Source organism: Streptomyces sp. NPDC025721 (genome assembly GCF_055558595.1).
Genome location: NZ_JBVHMF010000001.1, coordinates 91,149 through 110,210 on the forward strand (window position 1 = coordinate 91,149; position 19,062 = coordinate 110,210).

The window sequence follows — 19,062 nt, forward strand, 5'->3', positions numbered from 1 at the left end:
AGCTCCCCATGAGCTACTCGACCCCCGCCCCGGACGTCTGGGACCCCGCCTTCGAGGCCGATACGAACAGCATGCTGTCGTCGGACCAGTGCGTCATCAGGGGCCAGCACTTCTTCATCAAGGGCCTGATCGAGATACCCGTGATCGGCGGCGAGGACGTCTTCTCGTGGGGCGTCTGGGTCTCCCTGAGCAAGGACAGCTTCGCCCGCGCCGTCGACCTGTGGGACACCGAGGGCCGCGAGGCCGAGAAGCCGTACTTCGGCTGGCTCAGCACCGAGCTGTCCCTCTATCCCGAGAGCACCACCGACCTCAAGACCAACGCCCACACCCGGCCGCTCGGCACCCGCCCCTTCATCAAGCTCGAACCCACCGACCACCCCCTCGCCGTCGAACAGCGCACCGGAATCACGCCCGCCCGCGTCCGCGAGATCGCCACGGCGGTACTCCACCCGGCCTGACCACACCCGAGGCAAACCGATATGGCCCGGCGCCCGCGTTCCCGATCGCGTCAAGTACCCCACCACCGCCGGGCATTGGCTCGCCGGATCGGTGTCCCGCCAGCAGCCCGGCAGTGCGGGGGAAGGCGCGGGTGGTTCGTATCTGCGGACGATGACCTCGCTGAAGTTCTTCAAGACCGAGCGCGAGTGCACGGAGCCGTCCTACGGTTGGTGGCTGGCGGAGAAGCGCCCGGTGGAGGCGGGGTTCGGGGACATCGACGGCGACCGGTACGCGGACGTGCTGTCCCGCGACCTGGCCGGTCGGCTGTGGTTCGTTCCCGGCAGCAGCGGTCGCGGACGGCTGATCGGCCCCGGCTGGAATTCCATGACGGCGATGACCCGGCACGGCGACTTCACCGGTGACGGCATCGAGGACCGGCGCCGATTGGTACGGCCTCAACGGCACCTTCTGACCCCGGCACGCGCCAACTCCCGGCTTGCGCAGCACAGTTGATCACCAGGTGGGAGGTGTCACTGTCGACGTCGGCCGGGGCGCGGAGCCGCAGATCAGTCAGGTTGTCGGGGTCCGGGCCCGCCGCGCGGACCTCGGCGATCAAGACCGTGGACTGCTACGATCCTGGCGAATTCGAACGTGGGGGGCCGCCGGAGGATTCACGTTCCCGGCGGATCGGTACCGTTCGAACCGTCCCTCCTCGCGCCTCGCGCCCCGCGCTACGCCGCCGTTGCCGGTTCCGGCGGATGTCATCGGCGCCGGTACGACCGGCTTCCTCTCGATCGGCCTGGACTCCGACCTGCTGTGGACCCGGTACGCGGGCGGCGCCACCACGCCGCTCGGCAGGGACATCGGCCGGTCCACCGCGACCTTGATGCACGGGTCGGTGTCCGACGTCGTGGCCCTGGAGCGCGGCACCGAGTACGACACGGACCACCGGGTGGAACTGCACGACATGGGGACCGGTGACATCTCGGTCGTTCCGTTGGGTAGGAACCGTTCCCTGAAGGGGGTCGTCGGATCGACGGTGGTGGCGTGCCGGGTGCCGCATCCCACGGATGACACGTGCACCGAGGCGCACTTGATGAGTGTCGCTGACGGAGTCACGACCGACCGGGTGGTCACGGGCCTGCCCAGCGGTGCCTTCGGACTGCGGGCGGCGGCCGCCACGACCGGCGCGCTCGCGCTGTCCTACAAGACCTCCACGGCGGGCGGGACCACGGCCGACGGTCTCGCGGTGGTCGACCTCGCGTCCGGTACCGCGACCACGTCGCACCTCGCCTCGGCCGGATTCACGACCGCCATTTCCCCGGCGTACGTGTCCAGCGTGAGCACCGGGAACGCTCCGGTGCTGAGCGTGGAGAACCGGGCCACGGGCACGGTGACGCGGCTGTCCGCGCTGGGTCCCGGCTACCCCCTGACCGGCCTGGCAGGGAACTGGGCGGTGTTCGGTCCGGACACACAGCTCGGGGCGGGCTCGGCCGACTGGGACTTCTCCTTGCGGGCCGTCCCGGTGGGCGGCGGCGCCGTGCGCAAGGTCCTGGACCACGCCACCACCGTCGTCCCGGCGCCGGACGGCGCGGTGCTCGTGACGGGCGGCACCGTCGCCAAGGGCGAGGGCGTGTACCGGGTTTCCGTCGGCCCCGACGGCGCGCCGGTCGCCGACATGGTCGCCAGCAAGGGAGCTCCGACCAAGCTCGCTCTCCTCGGCTCCAGCGTCCCCGCGGTGGCGACTCTCGACCCGGCGCCGTGGAAGGCACGGTGGCAACTGTCCCGCAGTAACGTCGAAGTGACCGTCACCCTCCGCCACACCGCGACGGGAGCCGTGGGCCGGTGGCATCTGGACCGGACCGACAACACCACCGATTGGGTGCGGATGGACTGGGCCGGGCGGATCTTCATGGACTGGACGGGGGGGATCGACAGCGGCTCCGCCCCCAACGGTGCCTACACCTGGCAGATCACGGCGAAGCCGTACGACAACCTCGGGCCGACGCTGAACGTGAGCGGCGGCTTCACCGTCGCGCGCCCGCCCGCTCCGCACGACTACACCGACAACGGCTCCCCGGACATCCTGGCCCGCGACAGTTCCGGCGTCCTGTGGCGCGAGGACACCGTGTACTACCCCGAGAGCCACCAACTGACCGGCTCCGACCGGGTCAAGGTCGGGCCGGGCTGGAACATCTACAGCCGGATCGTCGCGGTCGGCAACATCGCCGGCTCCTCAGCCGGTGACCTGATCGCCCGGGACAACGCGGGCGTCCTGTGGCTCTACACCGGTACGGGCAAGGGCACGTTCGCCGCGCGGGCGAAGATCGGTCCGGGCTGGAACATCTACACCCAGATCACCGGAACCGGAGACTTCACCGGCGACGGCAAGCCCGACCTCATCACCCGTGACAGCACCGGCACGACATGGCGCTACCTCGGCACCGGAAACGCCGCCGCCCCCTTCGCCAAATGAGAGCTCACCGGAGTCCTCCCCGCCCACCCGTACAACACCGCCCTCTGACCGCCAGCTCCCCGCCGCGTAGCAGCTCGCGCGCTATCCGCGTGATCCATGGGGGACGATGACCCGGCCGGATGCCCTCCGAGCCACGGCCGGCCCGGTATCGGCGACCGAGCCGGCGGAGCCGTCCCCGCACTGGTCCGCTCCGCGGCACCGAACACGCCGACGAGGCGGACCAGGAACCCCTGACGGGCCCCACCCCGCCCCCCGCCGACCACGTCGTCACGGCCTCCCTGACAGCCGTTGTCAAGGACATGGCCGGCGGCGTCGCCAACGCCGAACTCCACTGTGGCTGTCCCTCCGGTCAGCCTCGCTGTGATGACCGAACCGTGAACCGCCGCATACGGCTCAGCGAAGTCCCTCAGGGCATGGGCCCAACAGCCGGGCTTCCGCCTCCTGAAGCAGTCGGACTCAGTCCCCCCGCTGATCGCAGCCCCATTCTTCGAACCTGCCGTCAGCACATACCGCATCTGTGCCGCCGCCGCCTCCAACCTCGACCACCCGGGAGGCTCCCACAACGCCGTGGGGGCGGGTCTTCCGCATCGGAAGACCGCCCCTCACCTGCAGTTTCACCAGTCGGAGCGGCAGGATTTGAACCCACGACCACTTCGTCCCGAATGCCGTCGAACGAAGGTCGCTGGCTGGACATTTGGCATTGTTGCTGGTCAGAGGGTTGGCCTGGATGGCCTCGGGTTGGCCTCGCGGGGTCTCGGGGAGCCAATCGGCTCCCATATGGCTCCCAGGGTCACGGTGGTCGTCGGAGTCTGGATCCTGTTCCAGGGCGGGGAATCCTCGCCGCTCCGGTTGCTTCAGCCGGATCGTGAGGGCGTCTGCGTCGAGTCCGGCTGCCGGCCCGCCGAACTCGCCCAGTTTCCCCATGCCGTTCGGGACGGTCAGGTCCGCCAGGAGCTCTCCGCAGGAGACCCGCACGATCGCAATGTGCTCCGGCCGCTCATGTGCGCTGAAGCGCGCGGACGCGTCCAGCGGACTTTGGGCTTGTCGTCGTCGAAGTCCCAGCAGCGCACCGGGAGTGGTCGCCTCAATTCTGGCGAGGCCACGTGGAGTAATCGACTGCGTTTGCGGGTGGCTGAAAATGCTCCGCGGCCACGCTGACGCGATAACTGGCTCTCCTGGGTGCCACCGCTTCAGCACCAGATGGAGCCAGACGCGCGAACCACGCCTCTCAATCAGCCTTCGGCGACATCAACCATGCCTCGGCACCGCTCAGGAACTCGCCCATGGCACCGAGGGATATCGGCGACGACTCGTACTGGAGTGACAGATTGACCTCGTACAACTTGTAGGCGGCCTCGGCTTCCCGTGCGGCAGCGCACGACGCTGCCAGCGCCCGGACCGCACGCTCGCGGTCGCCCGTCTCCACCGCCGCCACGAGGTCGGGCCACAGCGTGTCACCGATGTGGTCAATGAGTTCCGTGATGTGGACCCCTGCCTGGTTGGCCCGGTCCTTCACTGCTTCCCGCTCGGCATCAGCGTGGTCCTCGGCCCGATGGGAGTCCCGTTCGCCGAGGTCCTCCCAGGAGTGATCACCCCAGATCTCTTCCCAGTCCTGGTCCGCCCGTGCCAGCGCGATCTTGAACGCGCGGTCCAGGTCCTCCTGCGACAGTTGAGGATGATCCCAGGAACTATCGTCGTCGAACGATGACAGGGGCAGGCTGAGATCGGGAACGGGCCCGTCGTCGCGCAGGGCGGTGAGGAGCAGCACGGCGTCTATTGCCGGAAGGACTGTCTCCATGTCCACCAGCCCTCGCAAAGAGGCGACGGACTGCTCGACAGCCATGTAGTCGTGCTCGGCGATCTGATTGTCGAGATCGCCCTGGAGGTCGAGGACCTCAGCACCGACAGCCTCGATCTCTTCCATGTGGGCAGTGATCTCGGTATCGAGCCGCTCCACGATCTTTCGCAACTCGCGAATGTCCTGGACCTCATTCTCAAGTTCCGCTACTGCTTTGGCTAGATCGCCCATTTCTTCTCCCGGTTCCGGCTGCGATGGTCTGTCTTCGCGGGCACACTAACGACGGAGGTCGTGCGGTCCGTCGCCATTTGGTCACGGAGGTCGTTGCTCCGATACGGCTATGTCGGCGTTCGCCCAAGCCGCGACGCAGGGGTGGGGCTTGGGAGCCTGCTGGGTTTCAACCTGTCTCACCGTGCGCCTGCGCTCGTATGGGTGGACCGTGGATCCAAGATGGCCCACCGCAGAGATCGGTGCGTTGACGACGCTAACACGACGTCGCTTGCTCAGTTTCTGATTTTCGTGTACGTTCCTTCCGCGGGTACTCCTGTCTGTCACAGTGGGCGCGCCCGCCATATGGGGAAATCGCGTGCCCTCTCGGCGGGCCGCAAGGGGAGGCAGCAGCATGAGTGAAGGCTCCGAGACGGTCGCAGAGCGGTTCCGCCTGCTGAGCTACGTCGACTCGGGAAACATGGGGGAGGTACACCGCGCCGAGGACCTGGATGAGGCCGAGGACTCTCCCGACCGTGTCGTGGCCCTCAAGCTCATCCGCCGCCGCCGCTCGGGCACGCTGGTGGAGACCCGCACCGACCCGAAGGCGGTGGAGCGGTTCGCGCGCGAGGTGCGGATCATGCATCTGATGAGCCACCCCAACCTGCCCCGCACGATCGACGGCGGAGTAGACGAGACCAACGGCGACCTTCCCTTCCTGGTCATGGAATTCCTGGACGGGCATCCGCTCGCCGACCTCGTGGCGGAGGAAGGGCAGCTTCCGGTGTCCTGGGCCGCCGCCATCGGGGCACAGATGGCCGACGCCCTGGCCGCCGCTCACGTTGCCGGCGTGGTCCACCGGGACCTCAAGCCCCGCAACGTGATGCTCACCCGTGGTGGCGCAGTCAAAGTCCTCGACTTCGGTATCGGCCGGATTGTCGACGATCCCGACGGCACCAAGCTGACCAGCACGGGAGTGACCGTCGGCACGGCCCGCTACATGGCACCGGAACAGTTCGAGGGCAGCCTCGTCACCCAGGCCGCCGATCTGTACGCCCTTGGGTGCATGCTGCACGAGATGCTCCTGGGGAACCCGCCCTTCATGGGCAACACCGCCTTTGATTTCCGCGACAAGCACGTCAATCAGGAGCCGACGCCGGTACGTCTGCTCCGTTCTGATGTGCCGGAGGCGCTGGCCCGCCTTGTGGACCGTCTCCTTGCGAAGAACCCCGCCGACCGCCCTGCTGACGCGGTCGCCGTCCGGGATGCGCTGCTTCTTTTCGTGGCGGAGGGCAGCGCTCTTCCTGTCTGGCAGGACTTCGACCCGGTGAAGTGGCTGCTGCGGCCGGCCAACGAGGCCGCCTCGGTCACCGAGCCGCAGTCTTCCGAGCCGGCGGCACCGGAGCCCGTGAAGCGTTCCTTGTCCGGCTCGGGCATGGACGTCTTCGGTGTGCACGAGCAGCTCATCAAGGACTACCGCTCGTTCACCGAGGGCGGCACCGTGATCCGGGACGAACGCATCAAGGACTTCGTGAAGAAGGACCTCGATGACAAGTCGCAGTGGCCCAACCCCTGGCTGTCGCTCAACCCCTTCTTCGCTTCCGCCGGAACGGTCGCGGAACTCGCCGCGCAGAAGGTCCTGCAAGACGAGTGCGCAAAAATCTTCCAGGCGGGGAAGTCCGAGAACTCCACCGTTTGCGACGGCCGCTCGCTCACCCTGCACCGTCACCAGCGTGCGGCGATCGACGCGGCCGCGGCCGGCGTCTCCTACGTCCTGACCACCGGCACCGGTTCCGGCAAGTCCCTCGCCTACATGGTCCCGATTGTCGACCGGGTTCTCAAGGAGCGGAAGCAGGCCGGGCCCGACGCGCCCAAGCGGGTGCGGGCCATCATCGTCTACCCGATGAACGCCCTCGCCAACAGCCAGCTCAAGGAGCTGGAGAAGTACCTGCGCAACGGTTACGGCGCCGGCAACGAGCCGGTCACCTTCGCCCGCTACACGGGCCAGGAGGACGACGAGACCCGCAAGAAGATCCGCAAGAACCCGCCGGACATCCTGCTCACCAATTACGTGATGCTGGAGCTGATGCTCACCCGGCCCGACGACCGCGACAGCCTCGTGGCCATGGCCGAAGGATTGCAGTTCCTCGTCTTCGACGAACTGCACACCTACCGGGGCCGGCAGGGTGCGGACGTCGCCCTGCTGATCCGCCGGGTGCGTGACGCCTGCCACGCCGACGACGTGCAGTGCATCGGCACCTCCGCGACGATGTCGACCGAAGGCAGCCTGGAGGAGCAGAAGAACGTGGTGGCCGACATGGCGACCAAGCTCTTCGGCACGAAGGTCAGCCCCGAGCACATCATCGGCGAGACCCTGGTCCGCGCCACCGGCGAGACCCCGACCGTCGTACCCGCCGAGCGCCTCACGGAGACCGCCGCCCCACGCGCCTACGCCGACCTTGTGACCGATCCTCTCGCGCGCTGGATCGAGACGTACTTCGGCCTCGGCACCGACGAGGCCACGGGGCAGCTCGTGCGTCAGAAACCCCGGAAGATCGAGGAGGCCGCCGCCGAACTCGCGGGGCAGAGCGGGGTGCCGGAGGAGCAGTGCGCGGACGCCCTTCGGGCCACGCTGGAAGCGGGCTCGCAGGCGTACCACCCCGTTACCGAACGCCCCTTGTTCGCTTTCCGGCTCCACCAGTTCCTGTCCAAGGGCGACACCGTCTACGTCACCCTGGAGAACAAGGCCGACCGCCACCCCACCCGTGACTACCAGCGGGTCCGTCCGGGCACCGACGGACACGTCCTGATGCCGCTCGCCTTCTGTCGCGAGTGCGGTCAGGAGTACCTCACCGTGTGGCGTACGGAGAAGGACGGCGAGGTCCGCTACGAGCCGCGCCGCGACACCGCCGCCACGGGGGGCCGCGCCGGTGACGGCTACCTCTACCTCGACACGGACCGTTACCTGCACACCCCTCCCTGGCCCCACACCCCGGAAGAGGCCATCGCTGACCGGCGGCTGCCCGAGTCCTGGCTGGAGATCGACGACAGGGGCCAGGAGGTTGTCAAGAAGTCCTACCGGGACCGGCTGCCGCGGGCGGTCACCGTCGATCCGTACGGAATCGAGTCCAAGGGCGAACTGCACGTGGCGTTCATCCCCGCCCCGTTCCTGTTCTGCCTGCACTGCTCGGTCTCCTACGAGCAGACCCGCGGGAAGGACTTCGCCAAGCTCGCCACCCTGGACCAGGAAGGCCGCTCCTCGGCGACCTCGCTGATCTCCGCATCCGTCGTCCGCTCGTTGGACAGTGTGCCGGAGGCGGCGCTCCCCAAGGAGGCACGCAAGCTCCTCACGTTCGTCGACAACCGGCAGGACGCCTCCCTCCAGGCCGGCCACTTCAACGACTTCGTCCAGGTCACCGAATTGCGTGGGGCGCTGTACCGGGCCGCCGTCGCCGCAGGCCCGGACGGTATCCAGCACGAGGAGCTGACCTCTCGGGTCTCCAATGCCCTCGCCCTGGAGCCCGCCGTGTACACGGGCGAGTCCGACCTGCCCCCGCGGCTGGCCGCCGCCGCGGCAAGGACCCTGCGGGATGTGATCGCTTTCCGGCTCTACCTCGATCTGGAGCGCGGCTGGCGCGTCACCATGCCGAACCTGGAGCAGACGGGGCTTCTGGAGATCGACTACGCCGACCTTCAGTGGGTTGCCGAACGCCAGGAACGCTGGGAGCAGGCGCACCCCTCCTTGCGTGGGGCCGACGTCTCCCTGCGTGCCGAGATCATGAAGGCGCTGCTCGACGAGATGCGCCGGTCGCTCGCCATCGACGTCCAGTATTTCCGTGACGACTTCGACTCGCTCCAGAGCGCCAGCGAGGAGAGGCTGGTCGACCCGTGGGTCCTCTCCAAGAGCGACACGCCCAAGGTCGCCACCGCCTATCCCCAGTCCTCGAAGCCGGGGATGGACCGCGCGGGACTCTTCGTGTCCGCGCGCGGCAAGTACGGCAAGTACCTGCGCCGCACGCATCGCGGCTTCCGTGAGGGCCTGGACAACACCGATCTCCAGACGGTCATCGAGGATCTGCTGAAGGTCCTCAGGAACGCCGGGCTCGTGACCGAGGTGTCCGTGGCCCCGCAGAAGGCCGGGCGCTTCCGCAAGCCGTCGACGACCGCCACCGGTTACCGGGTGTCGGCCGCCTCCATCATCTGGCGGGCCGGCAAGGGCGAAACCGGTGCCCATGATCCCCTCACCCGTACGTACGCCAGTGGCGACGGCCCGCGCGTCAACGCCTTCTTCCGCCAGCTCTACCGCGAAACGGCCGACGGCCTGTCCGGCCTGTTCGCGCGCGAGCACACCGCGCAGGTCGACCCCGAGGACCGGCAGAAGCGGGAGGAAGCTTTCAGCAAGGCCGAACTCAAGCTGCTCTACTGCTCCCCGACGATGGAGCTGGGCGTCGACATCTCCTCGCTCAACGCCGTCATGATGCGCAACGTCCCTCCCACTCCGGCCAACTACGCCCAGCGCAGCGGTCGTGCCGGGCGCAGCGGCCAGCCCGCCCTCGTGACCACCTACTGCGCCACCGGCAACAGCCACGACCAGTACTACTTCCGCCACTCCGCCCGCATGGTGGCCGGCGCCGTCGTCCCGCCACGCCTGGACCTGGCCAACGAGGACCTGGTCCGCTCGCACCTCCAGGGCATCTGGCTCGCCGAGGCCGGACTCACGCTGGGGCGGGCCATCCCGCAGATCCTCGACATCGCCCACAGCGAGACCTTCGGGAGCCCGGCTCCGGGCCTCGCTCTCCGCGACGACATCCTGGCCGCCTCCCACGAGACCGGCGCGCAGGCCCGCACGGTGGACGCCGCCCGGCGCATCCTCGGCCCGCTGCTGCCCCAGTTCGGTGAGACCACATGGTGGGACGAGCGGTGGATCGAGGACGCCGTGCGCAAGGCGCCGCGCAACTTCGACCGGGCCTTCGACCGCTGGCGCGACCTGTACCGGGCGGCCCTCGTCGACCAGTACGTGCAGAACAAGCGGGTCCTCGACCACACCCTGACCGAGGGCGACCGGCGGCAGGCGTTCCGGCGCCGCACGCAGGCCGAGACCCAGCTCAACCTGCTCAAGAACGAGAGCCCGGACAACCGCTCGGTCCTGTCCGACTTCAACCCCTACCGCTACCTCGCGTCCGAGGGCTTCCTGCCTGGCTACTCCTTCCCCCGGCTGCCGCTGGCCGCCTTCATCCCCACCCGGGGTGGCCGTCAGGGCGACGGGGACTATCTCCAGAGGCCCCGCTTCCTCGCGATCCGCGAGTTCGGCCCCGGCGCGCTCATCTACCACGAGGGCGCCCGCTACCAGGTCACCCGCATCCAGCTGCCGCCCGACTCCTCGGGCGACATCTCCACCAGTGAGGCCCGCCGCTGCGCCCACTGCGGCTACCTCGACGAACCCGAGCAACGCCGGGACAAGTGCGAGATGTGCGACAAGCCGCTGGGTGCGCCCACCTACAATCTGCTGCACCTGCACACCGTCTATACCCAGCGCCGGGAGCGGATCTCCTCCGACGAGGAGGAGCGCCGCCGGGCCGGGTTCCGACTGGAGACGTCGTACCGCTTCCGGCGGCACGGCACGCGCAGGGGGCGCCAGGACGCCCGGGTCGCCGACTTCGCCGGTCCGCTCGCCACCCTCACCTACGGTGACTCCGCCACCGTCCGCATCACCAACGTCGGCAGGCTGCGCGCCAAGGACAACGAGCCGGCCGGCTACTGGCTCGACCCCACCGACGGGCGTTGGATGAACGAGCGGGACGCCTCCGACGCCTCGGGCGACTCCAGCGAGATGCCTGTCATCGACGAGGACGGCAAGGAGAAGCGCCGCAAGAAGCGGGTTATCCCGTTCGTCGAGGACCGCCGCAACATCCTCGTCGTCACCCTTGACGAGCCGCTGCCGGACCCGGTCGCCCTGACGTTGATGTACGCCCTGGAGCGCGGCATCGAGACCGCCTTCGAGCTGGAGGACTCCGAGCTGACCAGCGAACTGCTGCCGCCGGCCGACGGACCGCGCGACCGGCTGCTGTTCACCGAGGCCGCCGAGGGAGGAGCGGGCGTCCTCCGGCGGCTCCAGGCCGAACCGCAGGCTCTGGCCAAGGCAGCCCGGCAGGCTCTCGCCATCTGCCACTTCGACGAGCACGGTGAGGACGAGAAGGGACCCCACCCCGACCGGCCCTGTGCGCGAGGCTGTTACGAGTGCCTGCTGACATACGGCAACCAGCTCCACCATGGCGTGATCGACCGCGGCTTGGTCACCGCCCTGCTGCTGCGGCTCGCGTCCGCCGAGGCGACGAGCGAGAGGCGCGGCGAAACGACGACCGATCAGCACCAAAGGCTGGTGGTGGCGGCGTCCGCCGCTGCGACCATCAGTGAGGCCCCGCAGCTCACGTCGGTGGAGGCGGAGTTCCTGACCTGGCTCAGGGAGCGCGGCCTCCGGCTGCCCGACGAGGCGGGGATCACGGTCCCCGAGGCCGACGCCCGCCCCGACTTCGTCTACCGGATGCCCGGGGTCAACCTCGCCGTCTTCCTCGGCGGCGCGGACGCCGAGGAAGACGCGGCGCGGGACGAGGACGCCGAGGAGCGGCTGTACCTCGCCCGGTGGGACGTCATCCGCTTCCCGGAAGGAAGCGACTGGGACGCCATCGCCGCCGAGCACGCCCGTTACTTCGGCCTCGGACCGTCCTCATGACAGCCCGCCCGCACCGTCCGCCCCGCCCGGCCGTGGAACCGGCTGACACCTCCGCGAGGAAGCCCCGATGATGCACACCTACACCCCTGGCTCCCTGGTCACCGCCCGTGGCCGCGAATGGGTCGTCCTTCCCGACAGCGAGCCCGACCTGCTGGTGCTGCGTCCCCTGGGCGGCTCCGACGACGACATCTCGGCCGTTTTCCCCGCGTTCGAGCAGGTACGGGACGCTCAGTTCGCGCCCCCGTCCCCGGCCGACCTCGGCGATCAGCGGGCGGCCGGGCTGCTGCGCTCCTCCCTGCGGATCGGCTTCCGCTCCGGCGCAGGGCCGTTCCGCTCCCTCGCCGGCATCGCCGTGGAGCCCCGCGCCTACCAGCTCGTCCCTTTGCTGATGGCCCTGCGGCAGCAGACCGTACGGATGCTCATCTCCGACGACGTCGGAATCGGCAAGACCATCGAGGCGGGCCTGATCGCGAAGGAACTCCTGGCCCAGGGTGAGGCCAAGGGCTTGGCCGTGCTCTGTTCGCCGGCCCTGGCCGAGCAGTGGCAGGAGGAGCTGCGGACCAAGTTCGGCATCGACGCCGAACTCGTCCTCGCCTCCACGGTCTCCCGCCTCGAACGCGGCCTGGACCTCGGCCAGTCCCTGTTCGACCGGTACCCGCACGTCATCGTCTCCACGGACTACATCAAGTCCACCCGGCACCGCGACGACTTCGTACGGCACTGCCCTGACCTCGTCATCGTCGACGAGGCCCATACCTGCGTCGCCGCCGACGACACCGTCTCGACCCAGAACCAGCTCCGCTACGAGCTTCTGCGGCGTGTAGCGGCGGACACCGACCGACACCTGCTGCTGGTCACCGCGACCCCGCACAGCGGCAAGGAGTCCGGCTTCCGCAATCTCCTCGGTCTGGTGCTTCCGGAACTGGCCGACGTGAACCTGGAGACGGACCGCGGACGAAGGCTCCTCGCCCAGCACTTCGTACAGCGCAAGCGTGCAGATGTACGCCAGTACCTCACCAAGGAAAGCGGGCTCGCCGACAACAGTCTGGCCGAGGAGACCGCGTTCCCCTCCGACCGTGAGTCCAAGGACGAGAAGTACAAACTGTCCCCGGCCTACCGGGCGCTGCTCGACGACGCCATCGCCTACGCCAGCGAGCGCGTCCAGGCGGCAGGTGAGCAGGGGCGGCGCGAGGCGCGTATCGCCTGGTGGTCCGCGATCGCCCTGCTGCGCTCCCTGGTCTCCTCGCCGCGGGCCGCCGCCCAGACCCTCTCGACCCGCTCGGCCGCAGCCGTCGCCGCCAGCGCCGAAGAGGCCGACCGCCTTGCCGCCCCACTGACGCGGGACTCCGCGGACAGCGACACCCTGGAGGGCCTGGACGCGGTTCCCGGCGCGGAGACCGAGGGGGCCGGAGCCCGGCTGGCCGACCTCGCCGAACGGGCCGCCGCCCTGGAGGGCCCGGATAGCGACCTCAAGCTCGCGGCCCTCGTCCGGCACCTCAAGGCGCTCCTGAAGGATGGCTACCACCCGATCGTCTTCTGCCGGTACATCCCGACCGCCGAGTACGTCGCCGAGCACCTGGAGAAGAAGCTCGGCGCCAAGACGGTCGTCAAGGCCGTCACCGGTACCCTCTCCCCGCAGCAGCGGCTCACCCGCATCGAGGAGCTGGCGACACTCGCAGGAGACGACTCCGCTGCCCGTCGCGTCCTGGTCGCCACCGACTGCCTCTCCGAAGGCGTCAACCTCCAGCACCACTTCGACGCCGTCGTCCACTACGACCTCGCATGGAACCCCACCCGCCACGACCAGCGCGAAGGCAGAGTGGACCGGTACGGACAGAAGCGCGACAAGGTCCGCGTCATCACGCTTTACGGCATCGACAACGGCATCGATGGCAAGGTCCTCGAAGTCCTCATCGCCAAGCACCGTCAGATTCGCAAGGACCTCGGTATCTCGGTCTCCGTCCCCGACGAAGCGTCCTCCGGCGTGACCGACGCCATCGTCGAATGGCTCCTCATGCGCGGCCAACAGCCCCAGCAGGAAGGGCTGTTCGGGGCCGAAGCGCTGGAGACTGTGGACGCGAGGGCCGCCGCACTGGAGAGCGAGTGGAACTCCGCCGCGGAACGCGAGACGACCTCCCGCTCCCGCTTCGCCCAGCGTGCCATCCACCCCGAGGAGGTTGCCCGCGAGGTCGCCGCCATTCGCGACACCCTGGGCCGTGCGGACGAGGTGAGCGGGTTCGTCCGCCACGCGCTGGCCGCCCTCGAAGCACACATCGTCGAAGCCGGTGATGGTTCGGGCGACTTCACGGCCGAGGTCAGCGGAGCTCCCGCCGGACTGCGCGACGCCCTCGCCCCTGTGGCGGGAGCCGAGGCGGTCGAGTCCGGGCGGCCCATCCCGTTCCGCACCACGTCTGCCGTGGCCAGGGGCGAAGCCGCCCTCGTCCGTACCGACCCCGTCGTCGGAGCGGTCGCGGCCCACGTCCTCAACGCGGCCCTCGACGCCGAGGCCGCCGGCCGTCGCCCCGCCCGGCGCTGCGGGGTGGTCTCCACGGAGGCCGTGACCGTCCCCACGACGCTGCTCCTGGTCCGCTACCGCTTCCACCTCACCCTGCCCTCCCGGCAGGGCACACGCCGGATCGTCGCAGAGGATGCCCGCCTCCTCGCCTACCGGGGCTCGGCGAAGAACCCCGTCTGGCTCCCCGAGGAACAGGCCCTGGACCTGCTCACCGCCGAGGCCGTCGAGAACACGGACGACTACTTCCAGGAGCGGACGATGCGCCGCACCCTGGGACAACTGGACGCGGTACAGGACCACATGACGGCATACGGCGACGAACTCGCCGCAGAGCTCCACGAGTCCCACCGGCGGGTCAGGCGAGCATCCGACGAAATCGTGCAGGGCCTGAAGGTGACCGCCCAGCAGCCCGCCGACATCCTCGGCGTCTATGTCTACCTGCCCCCGATCACCGCAGACGGAGGGGCCGCCTGATGTCCGCCACCACCCGCAACCAGGTCTTCTCCGCCGTCCACACCGTCGGCGGGCTGCTCCCCGCCGACATGCTCGTCCGCATTTCGGAGAGCAAGGAGGGCAAGGACGTCCCGGGTTCCGGCCCCGCCGACTACCACGTGATCGGCCCCCGGCGGTCCGTCCGCGACGAGGCCGAGCGCCACTGGGACTACCTCAAGGCCGTCTGGCGCGAACTCCGCGAGAAGCTGCCAGTCAGCGCCGAGGCCGAGCTGCCCGCCGACCCGACCGGCCTCGCCGCCGACCAGTGGCTGGAACCGCTCTTCACCGAGCTGGGCTTCGGTCGGCTCACCACGGTCGCGGTCGGCGAGTACCGGGCCGACAGCGACCCGGAACGCGTCTTCCCCATTAGCCACAGTTGGCACCACGTGCCCGTCCACATGGCCGCCTGGAACGCCCTCCTCGACAAACGGCCCGGCGGCGTGGGCACCGTACCCCCGCACTCCCTCCTCCAGGAGTCCCTGAACCGGCGAGAAGCTCACCTGTGGGGCATTCTCACCAACGGTCGGCAACTGCGCCTGCTACGCGACTCGAACGCCCTGGCCACCGCCGCGTACGTTGAATTCGACCTCGAAGCGATCTTCGACGGCGAACTCTTCAGCGAGTTCGTACTGCTCTACAGGCTGCTGCACGTCTCCCGCTTCGAGACCGGGGAAGCGGGAGTACCGTCTGCGTGCTGGCTGGAGCAATGGCGCGCAGAAGCCATCGCCTCGGGAACCCGGGCGCTCGACCACCACCGCGACGGAGTCCAGCGGGCCATCACCACTCTCGGCACGGGCTTCCTGCGCCACCCGGCAAATACGAAACTACGCGAAACCCTTGACGTCGACCGCTTCCACGCGGCGCTGCTGCGCCTCGCCTACCGGATGATCTTCCTTTTCGTAGCCGAGGACCGCGAGGCCCTCCACCACCCTGACGCGAGCGAGGACGCCCGCAAGCGGTACGCCAAGTATTTCAGCTCAGCCCGTCTTCGCCGCCACGCCCTGCGCCGCCAGGGCACCGCGCACGCCGACCAGTACGCCGCGCTGCGGATCGTCCTCGACGCGCTGGGGTGCGAGGACGGTCGGCCTGAGCTGGGCCTGCCCGGGCTCGGCGGCCTCTTCGACGACATCGACGCCGACGCCCCTCTGCGGGGGTGTTCCGTGTCGAACGCCTCGCTGCTGGAGGCCGTGCGCCATCTCGCGCGCGTACGGGACGAGAAGACCGCGCGCTGGCGGCCGGTGGACTACCGCAACATGGGCTCCGAGGAACTCGGCTCCATCTACGAGTCCCTGCTGGAACTGGTCCCCAAGCACAGCGCTTCCGAACGCTCCTTCGAACTGGTCAACCGGCTCGGCAACGACCGCAAGAAGACCGGCTCCTATTACACCCCCAGCTCGCTCATCGAGACCCTGCTCGACTCCACCCTCGACCCGGTGATCGATGACGCCCAGAAGCGCGGCGAGCAGGCCGCCACGGCGGCAGGCGAGCAGGACTCGTCGGAGGCGATCGTCCGGGAATTGCTGTCGCTGACTGTCTGCGACCCGGCCTGCGGTTCGGGCCACTTCCTCGTCGCGGCGGCCCGCCGCATCGCCAAGCGGGTGGCGGCGGTACGGGAGAGCAACCCGGAGCCCCCGCCCGTCGCCGTGCGCACCGCCCTGCACGAGGTCGTCGCCCGCTGCGTCTACGGCGTGGACCTCAATCCGATGGCGGTCGAGCTGGCGAAGGTCTCGCTGTGGCTGGAGGCTCTGGAGCCGGGGAAGGCACTCGGTTTCCTGGACGCGCACATCAAGCACGGCAATGGTCTGGTGGGCACAACGCCCACGCTGATGTTGGGTGGCATCCCGAACACGGCGTTCAAGGCCGTCGAGGGCGACGACGAGAAGTACGCCAAGTTCCTGGAGAAGCAGAACGACCAGGAGCGCAAGGGCCAGAGCGGCCTTTTCAAGGTGGTCGTCGAGACGAAGGTCTCCAACACCGCCTTCGCCTCAGACCTGCGCCGGATTATCGCGGCCCCCTCCGGCGACCTGCGGGAGGTGCACGCCCAGCAGACGGCATACGAGGACTTGCGGAAGCAGACGGAGTACGTCCACGCCCGGCACGTCGCGGACGCCTGGTGCGCCGCCTTCATGTGGTGCAAGACCAAGGACGCCCCGACCCCCGTCACTCACGAGGTGTTCCAGGCCATGCTGGACCCCGAGGCCCGGTCGGCTTCGAAGGCGACCCACGACGAGATCGACGACCTGCGCGACCTCTACCACTTCTTCCACTGGCACCTGGAGTTCCCGGAGGTCTTCACGGTCCCTGGGCAGGCCGGCGCGGGTGATACGGGCGAAGCCGTGGACCCGGCGACGGGGTGGACGGGCGGCTTCTCGTGCGTGGTGGGCAACCCGCCGTGGGACAAGGTCGACTTCGAGGACAAGAAGTACTTCAGCGTAGTCGAGCCGTCGATCGCGGCGATCGCGGGGACGGCGCGGCGTACGAAGATCGTGGAGTGGGAGGCCGAGAACGCGGAGGCCGGGAACCCGGAGGCGGGGAGGCGATACCGGACGGCGCGGCGAGCGGTGAAGTCCACGTTCCTGTTCGCGGGGGCGTCGGGGGCGTTTCCGCTGTGCGGGAGGGGGTTGACGGTCAAGGGGGTCAACTCCCTCCAGACCGACCAGTTGTTCGCGGAGCGCTTCGCGACGATTGCCGCGCCCAGGAGCCGCTTCGGCTGCATCCTCCCGACGGCCATCGCGACCGGCGCAGGAGCGCAGTACCTGTTCAGCGACTTCACCCGGCGGGGGGCGGTGGCGGCACTGTGCGACTTCGAGAACCGCAAGCCGCTCTTCGTGGGGGTGGACTCCCGCTACAAGTTCTGCCTGCTCTCGCTGGTCGGCAGAGACCTTCGGGAGGATGCGGCCCGATTCGCGTTTTTCCTGGAGGACCCGGCGGACTTGGACGATTCGGAGAGGGTGTTCGCGCTCAGCCCGGAGGAGGTCGCCCTCATCAATCCCAACACCGGCACGCTGCCGATCTTCCGGACGCGACGTGATGCGGACCTTACGGCAGACATCTATCGGCGTATTCCGGTGCTGTGGAACGAGACGGAGCGGGGTGGCAATCCGTGGGGGATCGCCTTCAAACGGCTCTTTGACATGACCGACGACTCCGACCTTTTCCGTACCCGCGAGACGTTGGAGGGGGAGGGATGGGAGCTGACCGGCAATGTGTTCACGCGGGATGGGAAGCGGATGCTGCCCTTGTACGAGGCGAAGATGGTTAATTTCTTCAACCATCGCGCAGCGGACGTAGTCACGAGTGCGACGGCGGTTAACCGAAAAAATCAACCCAGGTATCTGACATCCGCTGAGCTCCAGGACGCAGCGCGTTCCGCCCTCCCTCTGAACTGGATCGCAGAGCAGGGTCTTATCCCCACTCACAGGAATGGCAAGGAAGTTGAGGTTCCTGGTGTTAATTTGCGCTTGAATGAGATGAAGTGGGAGCGTGATTGGCTGTGCGGATGGTGTGATGTCACGGCATCGACTAATGAGCGCACGGCGATCCCAGCTTTCATTCCGCGTACGGCTGCAGGACATAAATTCCCGTTGATGCTGCCTGCCGTATCGGGTGTTCTTATCGGCGCTCTGATCTCCGCTCAGTGCTCTCTCGTATTCGACTACGTGAGCCGACAGAAGATCGGCAGCACGAGCATGGGGCTATTCATCTGGAAGCAGCTACCTGTTCCCGCTCCGCATCTAATGGAGTCGCACACACCGTTCATTACCCCGCGCCTTCGAGAGCTCGTTTACACCGCCTTCGACATGGCTCCGCTCGCCCGAGACCTAGGTGACACCGGCGCCCCCTTCCGCTGGGATGAGGATCGCCGAGCACAGACCCGCGCCGAGCTCGACGCGTACTTCTTCCACCTCTACGGAATCAGTCGCGACGACGCGGATTACATCCTGGAGTCCTTCCGGACGGAGTCAGGCGGCCTGAAGAACAACGAGATCGCCAAGTACGGCCACTACCGCACCAAGGATCTCGTGCTTGCCGAGTACGACCGCATGGCCGTAGCTGGCGTAAGCCTCACCACGCCCCTCGTGGACGGCGAGAACTACATCTCCACGCTCACCCCGCCGCCCGGCCATGGCCCGCGTCACCCCGCCGAGCCTGAGACCGCCTGACGAGCGCGGTCCAGGCGGGCCCCCTTGCTGCTTGCCCGCCCGGACCGCTACAGCAGGTGATCGGCGTTGCCGGCCCTGATGTCCCGGATGAGGGGTGCGCAGGGCCTCCCGCGTGTCCGTCAGGTACGTCTCCTTCTGCCCCGCGACCGCGATGTACGCATTGTCGTCGGCGTCGATGCCGACGCGGAAGCGGTTGGAACTCTCCGCGCAGAAGAGTTCTCTCCACATGATGTCGGGCACGGC

Annotated in this window: 7 protein-coding genes and 1 pseudogene; 6 read left to right on the forward strand and 2 right to left on the reverse strand. The window is 68.5% G+C overall.

Translation table 11 applies throughout. The features are described 5' to 3' along the window. The first annotated feature begins 8 nt into the window (after window positions 1-8). From ACZ4EF_RS00465 to ACZ4EF_RS00475, 3 genes are all read left to right on the forward strand, one after another. Window positions 9-458, forward strand: coding sequence for a DUF2199 domain-containing protein (locus tag ACZ4EF_RS00465; protein ID WP_355335996.1), 450 nt, complete (start codon window positions 9-11; stop codon window positions 456-458). A 151-nt stretch (window positions 459-609) separates the two neighbouring features. Next, window positions 610-951, forward strand: a complete 342-nt coding sequence (locus ACZ4EF_RS00470) for an FG-GAP repeat domain-containing protein (RefSeq protein ID WP_467501956.1) — start codon at window positions 610-612, stop codon at window positions 949-951. Between the two features lie 229 nt (window positions 952-1,180). Continuing rightward, window positions 1,181-2,914: an FG-GAP repeat domain-containing protein gene (locus tag ACZ4EF_RS00475; RefSeq protein ID WP_467501957.1), complete on the forward strand. Its 1,734-nt coding sequence runs from the start codon at window positions 1,181-1,183 to the stop codon at window positions 2,912-2,914. A 1,228-nt stretch (window positions 2,915-4,142) separates the two neighbouring features. Here the strand turns inward: ACZ4EF_RS00475 and ACZ4EF_RS00480 are convergent. Continuing rightward, on the reverse strand, window positions 4,143-4,943 hold the full coding sequence (locus ACZ4EF_RS00480) for a hypothetical protein (RefSeq protein ID WP_467501959.1): 801 nt from the start codon (window positions 4,941-4,943) through the stop codon (window positions 4,143-4,145). 391 nt (window positions 4,944-5,334) lie between these two features. On the opposite strand from ACZ4EF_RS00480, the gene ACZ4EF_RS00485 reads away from it, so the two are divergent. From ACZ4EF_RS00485 to ACZ4EF_RS00495, 3 genes are all read left to right on the forward strand, one after another. Further along, window positions 5,335-11,649 (forward strand): protein kinase domain-containing protein, encoded by a 6,315-nt coding sequence (locus ACZ4EF_RS00485; protein ID WP_467501961.1) that lies wholly within the window; start codon window positions 5,335-5,337, stop codon window positions 11,647-11,649. A gap of 67 nt (window positions 11,650-11,716) precedes the next feature. Continuing rightward, window positions 11,717-14,638, forward strand: a complete 2,922-nt coding sequence (locus ACZ4EF_RS00490) for a helicase-related protein (RefSeq protein ID WP_467501963.1) — start codon at window positions 11,717-11,719, stop codon at window positions 14,636-14,638. Beyond that, window positions 14,638-18,819 carry an Eco57I restriction-modification methylase domain-containing protein gene (locus ACZ4EF_RS00495; RefSeq protein ID WP_467501965.1) on the forward strand — a complete coding sequence of 1,394 codons (4,182 nt, stop codon included), beginning with the start codon at window positions 14,638-14,640 and terminating at the stop codon, window positions 18,817-18,819. Before ACZ4EF_RS00490 ends, ACZ4EF_RS00495 begins: the two co-directional genes overlap by 1 nt. A 47-nt stretch (window positions 18,820-18,866) precedes the next feature. Here the strand turns inward: ACZ4EF_RS00495 and ACZ4EF_RS00500 are convergent. After that, window positions 18,867-19,059, reverse strand: a pseudogene (locus ACZ4EF_RS00500) (hypothetical protein). Between the last annotated feature and the right edge of the window lie 3 nt (window positions 19,060-19,062).